General features: G+C 43.9%; 11 protein-coding genes. 7 read left to right on the top strand and 4 right to left on the bottom strand.

The genetic code is table 11. The features are described 5' to 3' along the window. The first annotated feature begins 48 nt into the window (after positions 1-48). From ACR9Y8_RS26860 to ACR9Y8_RS26890, 7 genes are all read left to right on the top strand, one after another. Positions 49-3,399 (top strand): SusC/RagA family TonB-linked outer membrane protein, encoded by a 3,351-nt coding sequence (locus ACR9Y8_RS26860; RefSeq protein WP_481216382.1) that lies wholly within the window; start codon positions 49-51, stop codon positions 3,397-3,399. 18 nt (positions 3,400-3,417) lie between these two features. Beyond that, positions 3,418-5,052 carry a RagB/SusD family nutrient uptake outer membrane protein gene (locus ACR9Y8_RS26865; RefSeq protein WP_481216383.1) on the top strand — a complete coding sequence of 545 codons (1,635 nt, stop codon included), beginning with the start codon at positions 3,418-3,420 and terminating at the stop codon, positions 5,050-5,052. A 22-nt stretch (positions 5,053-5,074) separates the two neighbouring features. Then, positions 5,075-6,964: a TIM-barrel domain-containing protein gene (locus tag ACR9Y8_RS26870; protein ID WP_481216384.1), complete on the top strand. Its 1,890-nt coding sequence runs from the start codon at positions 5,075-5,077 to the stop codon at positions 6,962-6,964. Then, complete coding sequence (locus ACR9Y8_RS26875) at positions 6,960-7,400, top strand: DUF5110 domain-containing protein (protein WP_481217216.1); 441 nt, start codon at positions 6,960-6,962, stop codon at positions 7,398-7,400. Before ACR9Y8_RS26870 ends, ACR9Y8_RS26875 begins: the two co-directional genes overlap by 5 nt. A 45-nt stretch (positions 7,401-7,445) precedes the next feature. Next, positions 7,446-8,903, top strand: a complete 1,458-nt coding sequence (locus tag ACR9Y8_RS26880; protein WP_481216385.1) for a serine hydrolase — start codon at positions 7,446-7,448, stop codon at positions 8,901-8,903. Continuing rightward, complete coding sequence (locus tag ACR9Y8_RS26885; protein WP_481216386.1) at positions 8,824-9,606, top strand: FG-GAP repeat domain-containing protein; 783 nt, start codon at positions 8,824-8,826, stop codon at positions 9,604-9,606. Before ACR9Y8_RS26880 ends, ACR9Y8_RS26885 begins: the two co-directional genes overlap by 80 nt. A 144-nt stretch (positions 9,607-9,750) precedes the next feature. Beyond that, the gene (locus tag ACR9Y8_RS26890; protein ID WP_481217217.1) at positions 9,751-9,990 is read left to right on the top strand and encodes a hypothetical protein; all 240 of its coding nucleotides are present in this window, start codon (positions 9,751-9,753) and stop codon (positions 9,988-9,990) included. Here the strand turns inward: ACR9Y8_RS26890 and ACR9Y8_RS26895 are convergent. The 4 genes from ACR9Y8_RS26895 to ACR9Y8_RS26910 form a co-directional block, all read right to left on the bottom strand. Beyond that, positions 9,929-10,180 carry a hypothetical protein gene (locus ACR9Y8_RS26895; RefSeq protein ID WP_481216387.1) on the bottom strand — a complete coding sequence of 84 codons (252 nt, stop codon included), beginning with the start codon at positions 10,178-10,180 and terminating at the stop codon, positions 9,929-9,931. The two genes, ACR9Y8_RS26890 and ACR9Y8_RS26895, sit on opposite strands and share 62 nt — an antisense overlap. A gap of 676 nt (positions 10,181-10,856) precedes the next feature. Then, positions 10,857-11,189, bottom strand: a complete 333-nt coding sequence (locus ACR9Y8_RS26900; protein WP_481216388.1) for a hypothetical protein — start codon at positions 11,187-11,189, stop codon at positions 10,857-10,859. Between the two features lie 1,282 nt (positions 11,190-12,471). Beyond that, on the bottom strand, positions 12,472-12,993 hold the full coding sequence (locus ACR9Y8_RS26905; RefSeq protein WP_481216389.1) for a hypothetical protein: 522 nt from the start codon (positions 12,991-12,993) through the stop codon (positions 12,472-12,474). A gap of 317 nt (positions 12,994-13,310) precedes the next feature. Further along, positions 13,311-15,035, bottom strand: coding sequence for a restriction system-associated AAA family ATPase (locus ACR9Y8_RS26910; protein WP_481216390.1), 1,725 nt, complete (start codon positions 15,033-15,035; stop codon positions 13,311-13,313). Positions 15,036-15,093: the final 58 nt, after the last annotated feature.

The raw sequence follows: 15,093 nt of genomic DNA on the forward strand, positions 1-15,093 counted from the left end.
TGTACCCCGACCGAAACGTTATGTAAAAACTGATTCAAACCAAAATCTATGCAATTATTTGTTTCCAGCCGGTTGCTGCAACCGGCGCAGCAGAGTATTGTCAAAACTATTTTGATCAGAAAATTGATTACTGCATTTATTCTGCTCTATTCACTGGCTGCTACTGCCAGCGGCTTTTCCCAGCAATTAAATATCAGCGTGCGAAACGCTCCGCTCAGTGCCGTGTTTAAGGAGATCAGCCGGCAAACCGGCTACAGCTTTGTTTATACTACCGATATGCTTAGGAATACCAGGAATGTAAGCATCCAGGTTAACAACGCATCGCTGGAGCAAACACTTGAATTATGCTTTAAGGACCAGCCGGTCACTTACGCAATTGTAGATAAGATGATCGCTGTAAGAGAAAAGCCGCAGCGCAATATCACCAATGAAGTGGCGCCGCCTGTTGTGCTTAGCGGCAAGGTATTAACACAGGAGGGAACGCCGCTCCCGGGGGCCACCATCCGGGAAAAGCAGGCGGCCAATAATACCAGCTCAGGAGAGGACGGAACATTTACCATTACCGTTCAGCAATTGCCTGTTACACTGGAATTCTCTTATATCGGTTATGCAAAAAAAGAGATTACAGTTCAGCGCGTATCAGAGATCAGGGTTACATTGGTACAGGCTGATGCCAACCTGACGGATGTGGTGGTGATCGGCTATGGTACCCAGCGAAAAGGCGATCTGACCAGTTCTATTGCCTCCGTAAAATCCGAGAATTTCGTTAAAGGGTCGGTGACCGATGCAGGCCAGCTGATCCAGGGCAAGGTAGCTGGTTTGTCTGTTATTTCTCCGAATGGCGACCCTACTGGTTCTACCCAGATCTTGCTGAGGGGACAAACCTCGCTGATGGGAGCCAATCAGAACCCCCTGGTGCTCATCGATGGGATCCCGGGCGACCTGAGAACGGTGCCCCCGCAGGATATTGAATCGATGGATGTACTGAAAGACGGCTCTGCCGCGGCTATTTATGGAACAAGAGGCACCAACGGCGTGATCATTATTACCACCAAGCGCGCTGGCGGCAATAAGCGTACGGCGGTAGAATATAACACCTATGTAGGCACCCAGACAATTGCCCGCAAATTGAACCTGTCAACTGCCGCCGATTTCAGGGCGCAGCTGGCAGCCGGTCAGCGTCACCTCGAAATGCCGGATTATAAAGAGAATACGGACTGGTTAAAACAGATCACCCGCAAGCCGGTGATCCAATCGCACAACCTCACTTTCAGGGGAGGCAACAGCAGTACTAACTACCTCGTCAGCCTTACTTACAACAATACGGAAGGCATGTTTAAAAAGTCTTACAATCAGCTGTTTTCCGGCAGGGCAGATTTCAATCATTATATGTTTGACGATAAGCTGCGCATAAACCTGAATATCTTCAGCTCTTCACGCCGGTATAACGGTTTTAACAGCAATATCTACCGGCAGTCCACCTGGCAGAACCCTACTGCGCCCGTTAAAAATCCCGATGGCACCTGGTTCCAGGAGCTGACCAAGTTCGATTATGAGAACCCGGTATCAGACCTGATGGAAAGCGATGGGCGCACCAAAGAGCTGAATTCAAGATATAAGGGAAGCCTGACGTATACACCCCTGAAAGGGCTTAAGCTCAACGCAGTATTTTCATATGCGAAGGTGCAGGATGAGGCAGGCTATATGGAAACTAAACAGCACGTAAGCACACTCCGCGATGGCAGGAACGGATATGCCAGGATCAACGGAAGCGCCTCTACCGACAGGCTGATGGAGCTGACAGCGGAATATACAAGATCCGTTAACCGGCACAATTTCACCCTGCTGGGAGGCTATAGCTACCAGGAAAATGAATTCAACAATAACTCAACAGAAAACTGGAATTTTCCTACAGACCGGTTTGGCTGGGATAACATCGGCCTTGGCCGTGCCATCAGCAGCGGCGATTACCAGGGGCTTATCAACAGCTTTAAGAGCGAAACGAACCTGATCGGGTTCTTCGGAAGGCTTACCTATAACTTTGATCAGAAGTATCTTTTAATGGCCAGTGTGCGCAGAGAAGAGGCCAGCCAGTTGTGGGGAACCAGGGACCCCTGGGGCGTCTTTCCTGCCGTTTCAGCAGGATGGCGTATCAGCAGGGAGCCCTTCATGAAGGATCAGCACATCTTTAACGATCTGAAGCTGCGGGTAGGTTATGGCGTTACAGGTTCTCAGCCTACAGACCTGTTCCGTGGCGTTGGCGTTATTGGTTACAGGGGCTTTGTTTACTCCAATGGGGAGTGGATACAAACGCTCACGCCAACACAAAACGAAAACCCTGACCTGAAATGGGAGGAAAAACGTGAAACCAATATCGGGCTTGACTTCAGCATGTTCAATAGCCGTGTAAGCGGTACGGTGGATTATTACAACCGCCAGATCCATAACCTGCTGTTCCTCTACGATGTGCCCAGCCCCCCGAATCTTTTTAACCAGACGCTTGCCAATGTTGGCGTAATGGAAAACAAAGGTATAGAAGTGATGCTGAACTTTGTTCCCGTTAAAGCAAAGAACTTTGAATGGAACACCAGCGTTAATTTCTCTACCAATACCAACAAGCTCGTAAGCCTCTCCAACGATATCTATAAAACGTCTACGAACTATTTGCAGGTGGGCGCCATCTTCCCGCCGATACAGACATTTTCCCACCTGCTTAAAGTAGGCGGTCCCGTAGGCGATTTCTATGGATTCAAAGTAGTGGACATCGGCAATGATCCCAGTGATGCCGCTAACTACGGTCAGTGGGTATATGAAGGCGCCGATGGAAAGCCGGTGAAATACTCCGACTTTACCCATTCCTTTGGCGACAAAAAAGTGATCGGCAACGGTTTGCCGAAATATTATGCCGGTTGGATCAACAGTTTCCGGTATAAGAAATGGGACCTGAACATTTCACAACGTGGCGCATTTAAATTCCAGGTAGCCAACCTGCAGCGCATGATGCTGGAAAATCCTACACAGGCGCAATACAACCTGCTTAAAACGGCCTATGAGCCTGTGTATGGGAAAACACAGCTGAAATCGCCGGTGGAATTCAACAGCTATTATATTGAGAACGGAGATTACTGGAAGGTGGATAATATTACGATTGGCTATACCCTGAATGAAACAGGGATAAAACATATACAATCCTTAAGGGTATATGCCTCATCGCTCAATACCTTTATTATCACGGGGTACAAGGGCATTGATCCTGAGGTGAGCCTTCGCAACGGCACATCGGTTGCCCAATCAGGCGTTGCACAAACACCTACAGCCGGTCTTGATCCAGGTATGGACAGCCCTTATAAATATCCCACTACCCGCACATTCACTTTGGGCCTTAACGTAACATTCTAACCAGTAATATTCCGCAATATGAAAAAGATAAAAAATACGGTCTTTGTAATAGCCTGCCTGGCCACTATGCTGGCAGTGGCGTTTTCAGGCTGTACCAAGCTGAAAGACACTTCCTATAACCAGATCATCGCAAGCGAGTTCACGCCCACCAGTTCAGACCTCGCAGCGCTGGCCGGAGCCGCTTATGTGGATTGGCGCGGACTGCTGTTGCAGTGGAACACACTTTACCGGGCGCAGGAAGTATCTGCTGATGAGATGCTGACACCCGCACGCCCCAACGGATGGGTAGATGGAGGCGTTTACCGCAGGATCCACGAGCATAAATGGACAACAGACGATGATATAGTGATCAACATCTGGACGAGGGCCTACCAGGGCATCACTAATTGTAACCGGATCATTTACCAGACCAGGTCCGGCGCAATTCCCGTTGATCCCAAAGATACCAGTGCACTGATCGCCGAGATGAAGCTGCTCAGGGCCTCTTATTACTGGGTGCTGATCGACTGCTATGGCAATGTGCCGATTGTAGACAGGTTTGATGTGCCCGAAGGCTATCTGCCCACCCAAAGCACAAGAAAGCAGGTATATGATTTTATTGTGAATGACCTTATTACTAACATACCCCTGGTAAGCAAGGAGAATAGTAAAGTGACCTATGGGAAGTTTAACAAATGGGCGGGCCTTGCGTTGCTGGCAAAAATGTATCTCAATGCCGAAGTGTACACCGGCACGGCGGAGTGGGATAAGTGTAAAGCTATCTGTGATACCATCATTAATTCCGGCTTGTTTATACTGGAGCCTAATCAAAAGAGTGTATTTGTCACCAACAATGAGAATTCCAAAGAGATCATTTTCGCCCTTCCTTTTGACTCCAAATATGTAAATGAATGGAATTCCTTTGATGTGCATATGCAAACGCTTGAACCGGAAAACCAGGCCACCTACAACCTGCAGTTTTCACCCTGGGGAGGCGTATGCGCAGTGCCGCAGTTCATCAGTACGTTTGATACGCTTGACAGCCGCTACCAGGACAATTATATCAAAGGGCAGCAGTTCACTGCCTCTGGTGATACTATTTACGGCACGATGGGCGCCTTTACGGGCAAGCCATTGTCGTATCGTAATTATGTTCCCGGCGTAGACATATCAGACGAAGTAGATGGCTTCCGGCTTGGCAAATTTGAAATTGCAATGGGCGCTACCAACCGCCTGAGCAACGACTGGCCACTGTTCCGCTATGCGGATATTCTAATGATGAAAGCAGAATCACTGTTGAGGAACGGCGACGCTAATGGCGCAGCGCTGATCGTAAGCGAGGTACGGGAGCGTAATTTCAGGAATAACCCCGCGAAAGCTGTTGTGACGGGAGCAGATCTGCTGAAAGGCAGCGGTTATGACTACGGGCTCAGGAACCATCTTGCCTCCACTTCCGAAGGTGGGGCTGATATCAAGTTCGGCCGTTTCCTGGATGAACTGGGCTGGGAATTTTGCCAGGAAGCACGCCGCAGAACAGATATGATCCGCTTTGGCGCATTCACGAAAAAATCCTGGTTATCTCATTCTCCCAATGGAGACTACCGCGCGCTTTATCCCATACCAAGAACGGAAATTGCAAAGAACGGCAACCTGGTTCAGAATAAGGGCTACTAAGCTTAATAAAAGTAATACGGAGATGAAGAAGATACTTTGGCCGCTTTTTGTATTGATGGCAAATATAGCGGCAGGCCAATCGGTTCAGCAAACAGGCCTGGGCATCAAAACAACAGTAAACGACATCGATATTGAAATAAGATTTTATAGCCCGGATATCATCCGGGTTATAAAATCGCCGAAGGGGACAGTCTATAAAAAAGAAAGTCTTTCCGTTGTTAAAGTGCCGGCTGATGTTCAACTCATCATTGATCAGCGGGATGCGGCGGTGACTGTCAAAAGTGATGCGGTAGCAGTAAATCTCGATCTCCGTACGGGCAGGATCTCATTTGCCAACAGGAATGGGAATATACTGTTAAATGAAAAGGACTATGGTACCCAGTTTACCCCGGTCAAAGATGCCGGAAGCGCCACCTTTGATGTAAGGCAGGCCTTTATGCTGGATAAAGAGGAGGTGATCTATGGTCTTGGTCAGCAGCAGAATGGCAGCATGAGCCAGCGCTTTCAGAAGGTTTTTCTCCGCCAGGACAATATGAAAGTGTGTATTCCTTTCTTTCAGTCTGTAAAAGGCTATGGCCTTTTTTGGGATAATTATGCGCCCACTACTTTTACGGACAATTTACAGGAAACTGCATTTGACAGTGAGGTAGGGGAGGCGGCAGATTATTATTTCCTGGATGGAGGTAATGCAGCAGGCGTCATCGACCGGATGCGTACGCTTACCGGCCAGTCGCCGATGATGCCATTATGGGTATTCGGCTTTAACCAGTCAAGAGAGCGATACAAAACACAGTACGAACTGGTGGACGTTGTAAGGAAGTACCGCAGCCTGGGAGTGCCTTTGGATGGTATTGTGCAGGACTGGCAGTATTGGGGCAGGGATAGTAACTGGAACGCCATGAGTTTTGATCCTTCCACCTATCCTGCGCCGCAGCAAATGGTGGATAGTGTTCACCTGATGAATGCACATCTTTTTATCGTGGCATGGCCGGGCTTTGGTCCCTTAACACGGCAATACAAAGAACTGGAAGAGAAAAAGATGCTGCTGCACTTTGAAACATGGCCACCTCGTAGTGGTACCGTACCTTATGATGTGTATAATCCTGCAGCCAGGGATATTTACTGGAGGTACCTTAGCGAAGGTATTTTTGCCCTGGGTACAGACGCATGGTGGCTCGATTCATCCGAACCGGATCATGTAAACCTGAAAGAAAGGGATTTTGATCTCCATACTAACCTTGGTTCATTCAGAAGTGTGCGAAATGCATTTCCGCTGCAGCATGTTGGCGGAGTATATGACCATCAACGCGGGGAAACCGGTAAAAAGCGGGTGTCTATACTCACCAGGTCTGCTTTCGCAGGCCAGCAGCGCTATGCTGCCAATACCTGGAGCGGGGATGTGGTATCCAGCTGGGAAAGCTTCCGGAAACAGGTGCCGGCTGCACTCAACTTCTCTCTCAGCGGTATCCCATACTGGAATGCGGATATCGGCGGCTTTTTTGCCGGTGCTTTCGTAAAAGGAGGCGGCGCCAGGAACCCGGAATTCCAGGACCTGTATACACGTTGGCTGCAGTTTGCTGTTTTTACGCCGATGATGCGTTCACATGGAACAGATATTCCCCGCGAGATCTACCAGTTTGGCGACCGTGGCGATTGGGCATTCGATGTGCAGGAAAAATATATCAACCTGCGATATAGCCTGTTGCCTTACCTCTATTCCACTGCCTGGAGTGTTACTCATCACAGCGGATCGTTCATGCGGGCATTATTCATGGATTTTGTAAACGATAAAGCGGTATATAATATCGGGAGCGAATACATGTTTGGCCCTTCCATACTGGTATCTCCTGTAACCGAAAAAAGAGGCTGTTCAGCAATCGGTATACCTCCCCAAAGGAACAGCATGGATTGACTTTTGGACGGGAGAAAAGATAGACGGTGGCCAAACCATCATTAAGAAAACGCCCAGGGATATTTTACCACTGTATGTAAAGGCTGGTTCCATTCTTCCATGGGGGCCTAAAGTACAATACGCAGCAGAAAAGAAATGGGACGGACTGGAGATCCGCGTGTATCCTGGTGCAGATGCTGATTTTACTTTGTATGAGGACGAAGGGGATAGCTATAATTATGAAAAGGGATTATATACGGAGATCGCTTTTCACTGGGATGATCATTCACATAAGCTGATTATTGGCGACAGAAAGGGTGGTTTTCCGGGAATGTTGAACAACCGGAAATTCAATATTGTGCTTGTTAATGACAAGAAGGCAAGCCGAAGCGGGAACGCACCGGCATTTGATAAAAGTATTGTATATAAGGGAAAGCAGGCAGTCGTGTCATTATAAGGTAATTTATGACTATATTAGACGGTCTCGATAAAACACCAGATTATGAGGCCGTCTATTTTATTTTTATTCCTGACCCTCTTTTTTTTACCAGTCACCACCACTGCACAACAAGACAGTATTGATGCCTTCATCACCAGGCAAATGAAGCAGCAGGGGATTACCGGGCTATCAATAGGCATTATAAAAAATGGTAGAATAGCGAAGGCTAGAGGTTATGGACTGGCAAATATTGAATTGAATGTTCCTGCATCAGAAAAAACCGTTTATAAGATAGGCTCGATCAGCAAGCAATTTATAGCAGTTGCTATTATGAAATTGGTGCAGGATGGTAAATTGAAGCTATCTGACCCGGTAACAAAATTTATAAAAGGCGCGCCTGCAAAATGGAATGCGATCACTATCCGTCATTTATTGAACCATACATCTGGCTTACCATCAGAGCCGCCCGGATTTGATGGGATGAAAGACCAGGCTGATAGTGTTTATATCAAAACCGCATTTACTGATAGCCTGGCTTTTCCAACTGGTTCAAAGTTCGAGTACAGTAATTTTGGTTATTTTGTATTAGCGGATATCATCAGGATCACTTCCCACTTATCTTTTCCTGCATACATGAAAAAGTATGTATTTGATGAATGTGACTTGCGTAGCACCAGCACTACCTCTCTGGAAGCCATCGTTCCGAACAGGGCGGCCGGCTATATAAGGAACGCTGACGGTTCCATACTAAATGCCCCCAACTATGTTGCGCTGCGGCCCAGCGGCGCTTTTCTATCAGATATAACTGATCTGTTGAAATGGGAAATGGTCATGCAGCACAACAAATTGCTTACATCAAAAAGCTGGGAGCAAATGTGGGGTGATACCATCAAAACCGCGCTTACCATGGACAATGAAGCGATATATTATGGGTATGGCTGGATGGTAAATAAAGTGAACGGGAAACAATTGGTACATCACGCAGGTTCATTGCCTGGTTTTAAGTCTGTTTATTTTCGTTATATCCAGGATAAAACAGCCATCATTATTTTAACGAATGCTGATAATGCGGATGCGTATGGAATTGCATTTGGGATAGCAGATCTATTGCAGACAGAAACGCAGAAAAGATCCATTAGTGATCTTCCCAACTTTGATCATAGTTTACTGCTGGAAACAACACCCGATACAACAGCAAATGTAAGTGCAGGTGATGTAGACGGAGATGGCCATCTTGACATCCTCCTGGTAAAAGGAAGACATTGGCCCATTGTTGACCGGGTACTACTTGGTGACGGCGCTGGCGGAATAAAAAAGGCTTATAACCTCGGAAAAATAGCAGATCGCTCATACACCGGGGCTTTGGCTGATTTTAACGGAGATGGCGCCCTGGACGTTGCCGTCAGCAACGATGATCCGGACAAGAAATTGATCTATTTTAATGATGGGAAAGGCAATTTCACCATCGCGTCCGAATTCGGCCTTCCCGAATGGTCTGACACGCAACTTATCCATCGCTGATATCAACGCTGATGGACGGCCAGATCTCATTTTAGCGAATAGGGGAGATGTAGGAAAGACCTCCAATTATATTTGCTTAAACAACGGGAAAGGACAATTTAATGCTGATTGCATCCCGTTTGCGCCTTATCCCACCACGACAATAACTCCGGCTGATCTTAATAAGGATGGTTTTGTTGATCTTGTTGCACCCTGTCGTGACAGTGGCCAGAGTTACGTATACCTGGGCAGTTCAGATCATGTTTATGCTGATAGCCATCGTATTCCATTCGGGCCCGCCGATGCTACCATTCGTATAGCAGCAGTGGCAGATTTTAATGCAGATAATATACCGGACATTGTAACGATAGATGAGAACAAAGGAGTGGATCTCTATTTCGGACAGAAAGACCACACCTTTTCTGCAGGCATGTCTTTGGCTGATGCGAAGATCCGACCTTATGCATTGGCAGTTGCTGATCTGAATAAAGACGGAAAGGCTGATATTATTGTGGGCCATATAGCAGCTCCGTCAACAGTCTTTTTTAATGACGGTACCGGCCGCAGCTTTATACGGGTTACTTTTGGTGACGCAAAAGGTACCGTGTATGGTTTTGCCATTGGCGATTTTAATGAAGATGGGAGGCCGGATATTGCTACTGCACGCTCAGACGCTCCGAATGTTTTATACTTTGGCAGTATCGGATCAAAGGACCGCAGGTGAAACGAACATATTCTTAAATGGTAGGGAGAAAGGTACAAGGTAAATACCACTTTACGTTCCCTGAACAGAAAGGATGAAATACTAAAGGCCTTAAAGGAGGGAGGTATCACAAATGTAGAAAACCTGTCCTTTTTTGAAGCCGACCTGACAGCTGATGCAGGCTGGGAGGATGCTGTGAAAAATTGTGATTATGTATTGCATGTCGCCTCTCCTTTTCCGCTTGTTGAGCCCGAGGATGAAAACGAACTCATTATTCCAGCGCGTGATGGCTCCTTAAGGCTGCTTAAGGCCGCTAAAAATGCAGGGGTAAAGCGGGTGGTACTTACATCTCCTGGGGGAGATCTATCCGGCCGCTTACCAGCTTGCAGTAAAGGGAATTACTGACGGTAGCATAACGCAAAGCCCGGATCTTGCCTTTAGTGTCGTTGATGTACGAGACGTAGCAGATATCCATATTAAGGCAATGGTGCATTCTGAGGCCAGCGGGCAACGCTTCCTGGCAACATCCTACGGGGCTGTAAGTTTTTATGATATAGCGCAGCTCATCAAAAGGAACGGCCTGCAGTAGCTGCAAAAATTGCTGACCTAAGCCCGACCCGGAACGGAGTTTTATGTTGAAGTATCCAACAAAAAGGCGAAAAATATTTTAGGCCGGCACCCACGCAGTAAAGAGGAGGCCATTTTGGCGAGTGTGGACACTGGATGGAAATAAGTAAAATCACTGATGTGGAATTGGGTAGAATACATTCCTGTTACTTAGGCCCGGAAATGTCGACTGAGCAATTTATTCTGGGAACACTTTTTATGTTCCTTTTAAAAGGCTCAATGAAGGCCTATGACGGAAATAAAGAATACAAAATGATTCCGGGCGATCACTTTATCGCCCGGAAAAATCACTTAATGAGATTCAGTAGGTTTAAAGATGATAGCGAATTTGAAAATAGTCATCACCTTTGATGAAAAGTTTTTAAAACAGTTTTTGCAGCGGCAACAAAAGTTATCAGAGCTTTTAGCTTGCGAGATATACTGTCTGCAACCGTTTCCTGGTTGCTGTTAAAAATCAATTGTTTGATCAGGGTTCCAGACATCATTAATGCTAACAACGCTGAAACCACCATTAACATTATTCACTGGCGGTATCGTTGGGTACAGGACACCAGTTAATATTGTTTTCGTGTTTTTTTCAAGTTTGATATTGCTAATTCTCTTTGTTAAGACAGCATTTGTTGTTTTGTCAGGATAACTGATAACTACAGATTTGGATCGCTTGTATTTATAATAAGTGAATTAAATACATGCTGATCTCTTTGTGGAATATTCATTGGCATAGGGATTCCAGTATAACCCGTGCCACTAAATGGATCAAAGTATGTATGTTCAGAATTCATGCTTACTTTAATATTTGAATTGGCAGGGGCATCTGTTATGTTTACTTCCAAAAGAGCCATAATACGTTCCAAAGACAAATCAAAGTTATTGGTGCTATCAGGACTTATATTAATTTTTATTTTTTTGTAAAAGATGTCTGGAAATGCTGATATTATTTTGAAAGTCAAAGGGTCCATATTAAGGTTTGATCCCATTGGATGCCGTATTGAGAGAATCGCTGGATGCAAACATGGCTATTGTATTCTCTCCTATTGGTAATGAATCCATAATGTACCCAAAATTAGCATCTGTAGATCTTTGATGTATTAAATTGAGAATTTTTCCATCTTTATCATATGAAAAGAAATAAATATCGGAAATCTCGGTGCTGAGTACAGAGTCCTTTGCAGACATGTTACTTGTTCTACCTACGGACTGGGTAGCTGTTCTACCTTCTTTATAAAGTCAGTAATACTAACATTAATAGGGACTTTCTTTCCTGATGGAGCGGGCTTGTCCTGGGTTGTTTTTTCCTTTGAGCATGCAAAAAGCAATACGCTCAGTGATAGCGCTGCAAATAAGCTTTTTTCATAGATAAATAAATAAGAAATGTTTATGGATTATTGAAGTTGAAAAAGGGTTTACATGACAAATGACTGTTAAATACAAGTATTTTTTAGGCAACAAACATTAATTGTTTTGCAAGGTAAATGTAGTTGTAAATCTTTGGAATATTCACCTGTGTGCATAAAAAGGAACAGACTTGCGTCTGTCCCTTTAAAGCTTGCGGGCTGAGAGGGGCTGCAGTCGAACCCCTTGTGCCTCTTTTGACGTTTATTGGAAGCTTAGAATTAGATAAAGCAATTGAAAATCAAGTAAATAATAAAATCAATGGATATGATAACAATTCGCTTAATTCTCAATCCACCTCTCAACAGCTGAAATCCAAAAGTTAAAAGGAGTATGCGTAATGGACTCGGAAAATAGTATTATACCTGCTTAAAATTCTAAAACTATTAAACCGTAATAGGAATAAACCCCTTCAAGTGCTTCAATTTATAGCCACCTATACTCATTTCAACAGATTTCATTTAATCCTCATGAAAATTCAATTATCAGTTTCTTTAAATCTATCACTATTGATTCACGTGAAAAAAAATTTCTTCCCATCCTACAGACTCTTCCGCAAGCGACTAGTTAGTAAAAAGTATTTGATTATTCTTAAATCCATGCCGCTATTTACTGAATAGATTTTAAAATATTGTACCGTTTAAATTTGCCTCGCAATTTGGATCATTTATAATAAATTCATCAAAACACTTCATTAGGATACCATTGTTCCATTTTAAAGGAGCTACAAAATCGTCCAAAATATCAACCTTGAAATCGGCAAAGGGTATTTTGTTTTTCTTACAACGTAAAGCATGCTTGCTCACTATGCGGTCCTTCCATTGGTAACTATCTCCTGCAATTTTAGCCTTGTACCTGCTCTCAATATTATAAATTTCCAGCCATCGGTCTTTCTTTCGAATATTGCTTGCTGGGGTGCAATCTAATAGTCAGAGTCCAATTGTCTACGTCTTTTAAATTTGTAATAGTAGAATTGATCTTTAGCTCGATGACGTGATCGGGATAAGCGGAACTATATGGGAAATAGATTTCATCCTGAATTTGTGGTTGGGTGCCAGGTTGGAAAGGAATATCTTTTTGCCCTTTGTTGCCGGCTTTATTGCAATAGTCACAAACTGGTGTTAGGTTATTAAAATTGATGCTGCAAAAAGGGTAATCGCCTTTTGATAGGTAGTGATCATATTCGTTTTTTGCATCATCATAATCTGTCAATAAATTTTCCATCCCACAAAAAGGGCAAACCGATATCTGATTTTGCTCGCGAAATTTTTCAAAATGTCCTTTTAACGAACCACATCTGTTTTTTACAGCATCATAGCTGTCTTTGGCTGTCAATATTTGGTACAAAATTCCTTTTGATCCATATAGTGCTTTTAAAGGGACTTGCATTACAACAGGTAATTTCTAAGAATTTTACCGGTCTTGCAATATTGTTACATACTTGTTCGATGTTATTATTGATGGTATACGCCTGCTGTATCTGTGTTTTCTCTACATTAGTCAGTCCCATATATGTTGTAAATACAGCTTCGAGTTTCTCGTCAAGCGTCGCATGATTGTCGATGATGGTTTGAAAATCCGGATGTATCAAGCCTGCATGGTTATAGGTCGAGTTGGCTTCTGCAAATAATTGTGTAAAGAAATGATGCATATAAGCATGCATGTTGTTGATGGGATGGTCAATTTGTTTATAAAAATATAGCATACTATTTTTCTTTCTTTTCCATTTCTTCTTGAATCGTCCTTAACCTACTGAATAGGTCAAACTTCTCTACAGAGTCGCCAAATTCAATATTCAGGCGGTCCACCACTTTTCTCAAATCGTCAAGTGTTGTAATATTATCTACCATATGCAGTAGCTCTTTTTTAGCCATTTCCGAAATGGTTTCTTCTTTTTCAAATATTTCGTCGAGCAGGATAGTGATGGAAGTTCCATAAGTTTTGATGGCAGGGTTTTCAAATTCGATTAGCCCCTCCTTTTTGGTAAAACGGTACACATCTTCAGTTACTGAATCGGAAATGACAAAAGGACTGTGTGTCGTTAGTATAATTTCTTGTTTGCGTACTCTTTCAATGTTACCACTACTGTCAAAGGTGGTAGCAGCCATATAATTAAGCATCTTGATCAGCTTGGCTCGCCATTTAGGGTTAAAATGCGTGTCTGGCTCGTCTATTAAAAACAGGCAGCCTTCCTGCTCCATCATCAATACGATGCCAACAATTTCATTGAATTGGTGTTCGCCGTCTGATAAGGCTTTGTAATAAATATTACGGGGCGGTTTGGTAGCTTCAATTTGCTTGCTGATCCATATCTGCTCAATGCGAAACACCAGCCTTGAAGGTTCCGGTTTGGACATTTCATCAGAGAAATTGTAGGACTTATGCACTTGCAGCATCAGGTCGCGAGTCTTCTTTTCTACCAGATATAAATTGAAGATCTCCAGTTCGTAAAACAGTTTAAATAGTGTAAAGGCACTGGTAAAATGAAAGGAAAAAGCCTTCTTTACTTCTCCATTGATAAAAAAGTCAAGGATGAGCAAGTTATGTTCGCCTACTTTTTTCTGTATCCAGGTAGTGGCGCACAGCTTTAAACGTTCCAGATTATTGGCTAATTCTTCATTTACCGGAATTACTCTTTTATACAACTGATCGGTGTTTAAGGTAATGCGGAAGGCCTGCAGGTCGTTTATCTGCAACACCTCTTTAAGCATATTGGCCTTCTTTTCCTCTGCTAGCAATATATTGGCCACAAAAATGGAGAAGTTGGTATTGTAATCAAGGAAAAATAAACGGTGGTTATCGACCAGCGGCTGATCCGCCAATTTTTTATCCTCATAGGTTTTGAAGTAATGGTATTTTAGCTTGTAATATGGATTGCTCAGCAATTCATTCTGTCCAGATGTGTATGCTATAATTTTAGACGGCAGAAGTAAATGAGTGTTCACCAGAATTGTGCGGTATCCGTTTATACCGATACCTCTAATGGCTCTGACGCTAAATTGTGGTTGGGTACCTAATGATTTCTCAACCCTGACATGTAAATAGCCCGATTCGACAAAGGTTTCATATAGATCATTAAAGTGCCCTTCAACTTGTGCTTCAAGATCTGGAAGATAAAGTAATTCGAATACTTCCTGGGATACATTTGCTAGCTGGTAATTATTCTTTATATAATCGATATAGGCTTCATTCAGTTCATCAGAAATTAAGCTAAATAATGAGGACTTACTGAAAGGTAATAGATACTCTATTTCAAATCCAAAACTTTTACTTGCCTTTTCTGGTAAAGGAACTGTATCCAGCCGACAAACTTCCAGGAAATAAAATATCTCGGAAAACAACTCCAGGAAATTAGACTTGCCGCTGCCATTAAGGCCGGCGAATACTTTGGTAGAAAGTCGTGCCGGGGCGGAGGGTATGATTGAACGCATACAGCTTATTGGCTGCAAGACTCCTAAAATTGTCTCCTAATATTTTTACGCTAATCAG

The organism is Chitinophaga sp. SVR4-12A (assembly GCF_056754765.1).

Bases quoted from the DNA above. Each gene is read 5' to 3' on its own strand.
- ACR9Y8_RS26860 (WP_481216382.1), top strand. From the start codon at position 49: ATGCAATTATTTGTTTCCAGCCGGTTGCTGCAACCGGCGCAGCAGAGT.
- ACR9Y8_RS26865 (WP_481216383.1), top strand. From the start codon at position 3,418: ATGAAAAAGATAAAAAATACGGTCTTTGTAATAGCCTGCCTGGCCACT.
- ACR9Y8_RS26870 (WP_481216384.1), top strand. From the start codon at position 5,075: ATGAAGAAGATACTTTGGCCGCTTTTTGTATTGATGGCAAATATAGCG.
- ACR9Y8_RS26880 (WP_481216385.1), top strand. From the start codon at position 7,446: ATGAGGCCGTCTATTTTATTTTTATTCCTGACCCTCTTTTTTTTACCA.
- ACR9Y8_RS26885 (WP_481216386.1), top strand. From the start codon at position 8,824: ATGATGGGAAAGGCAATTTCACCATCGCGTCCGAATTCGGCCTTCCCG.
- ACR9Y8_RS26900 (WP_481216388.1), bottom strand. From the start codon at position 11,189: ATGGGATCAAACCTTAATATGGACCCTTTGACTTTCAAAATAATATCA.
- ACR9Y8_RS26905 (WP_481216389.1), bottom strand. From the start codon at position 12,993: ATGCAAGTCCCTTTAAAAGCACTATATGGATCAAAAGGAATTTTGTAC.
- ACR9Y8_RS26910 (WP_481216390.1), bottom strand. From the start codon at position 15,035: ATGCGTTCAATCATACCCTCCGCCCCGGCACGACTTTCTACCAAAGTA.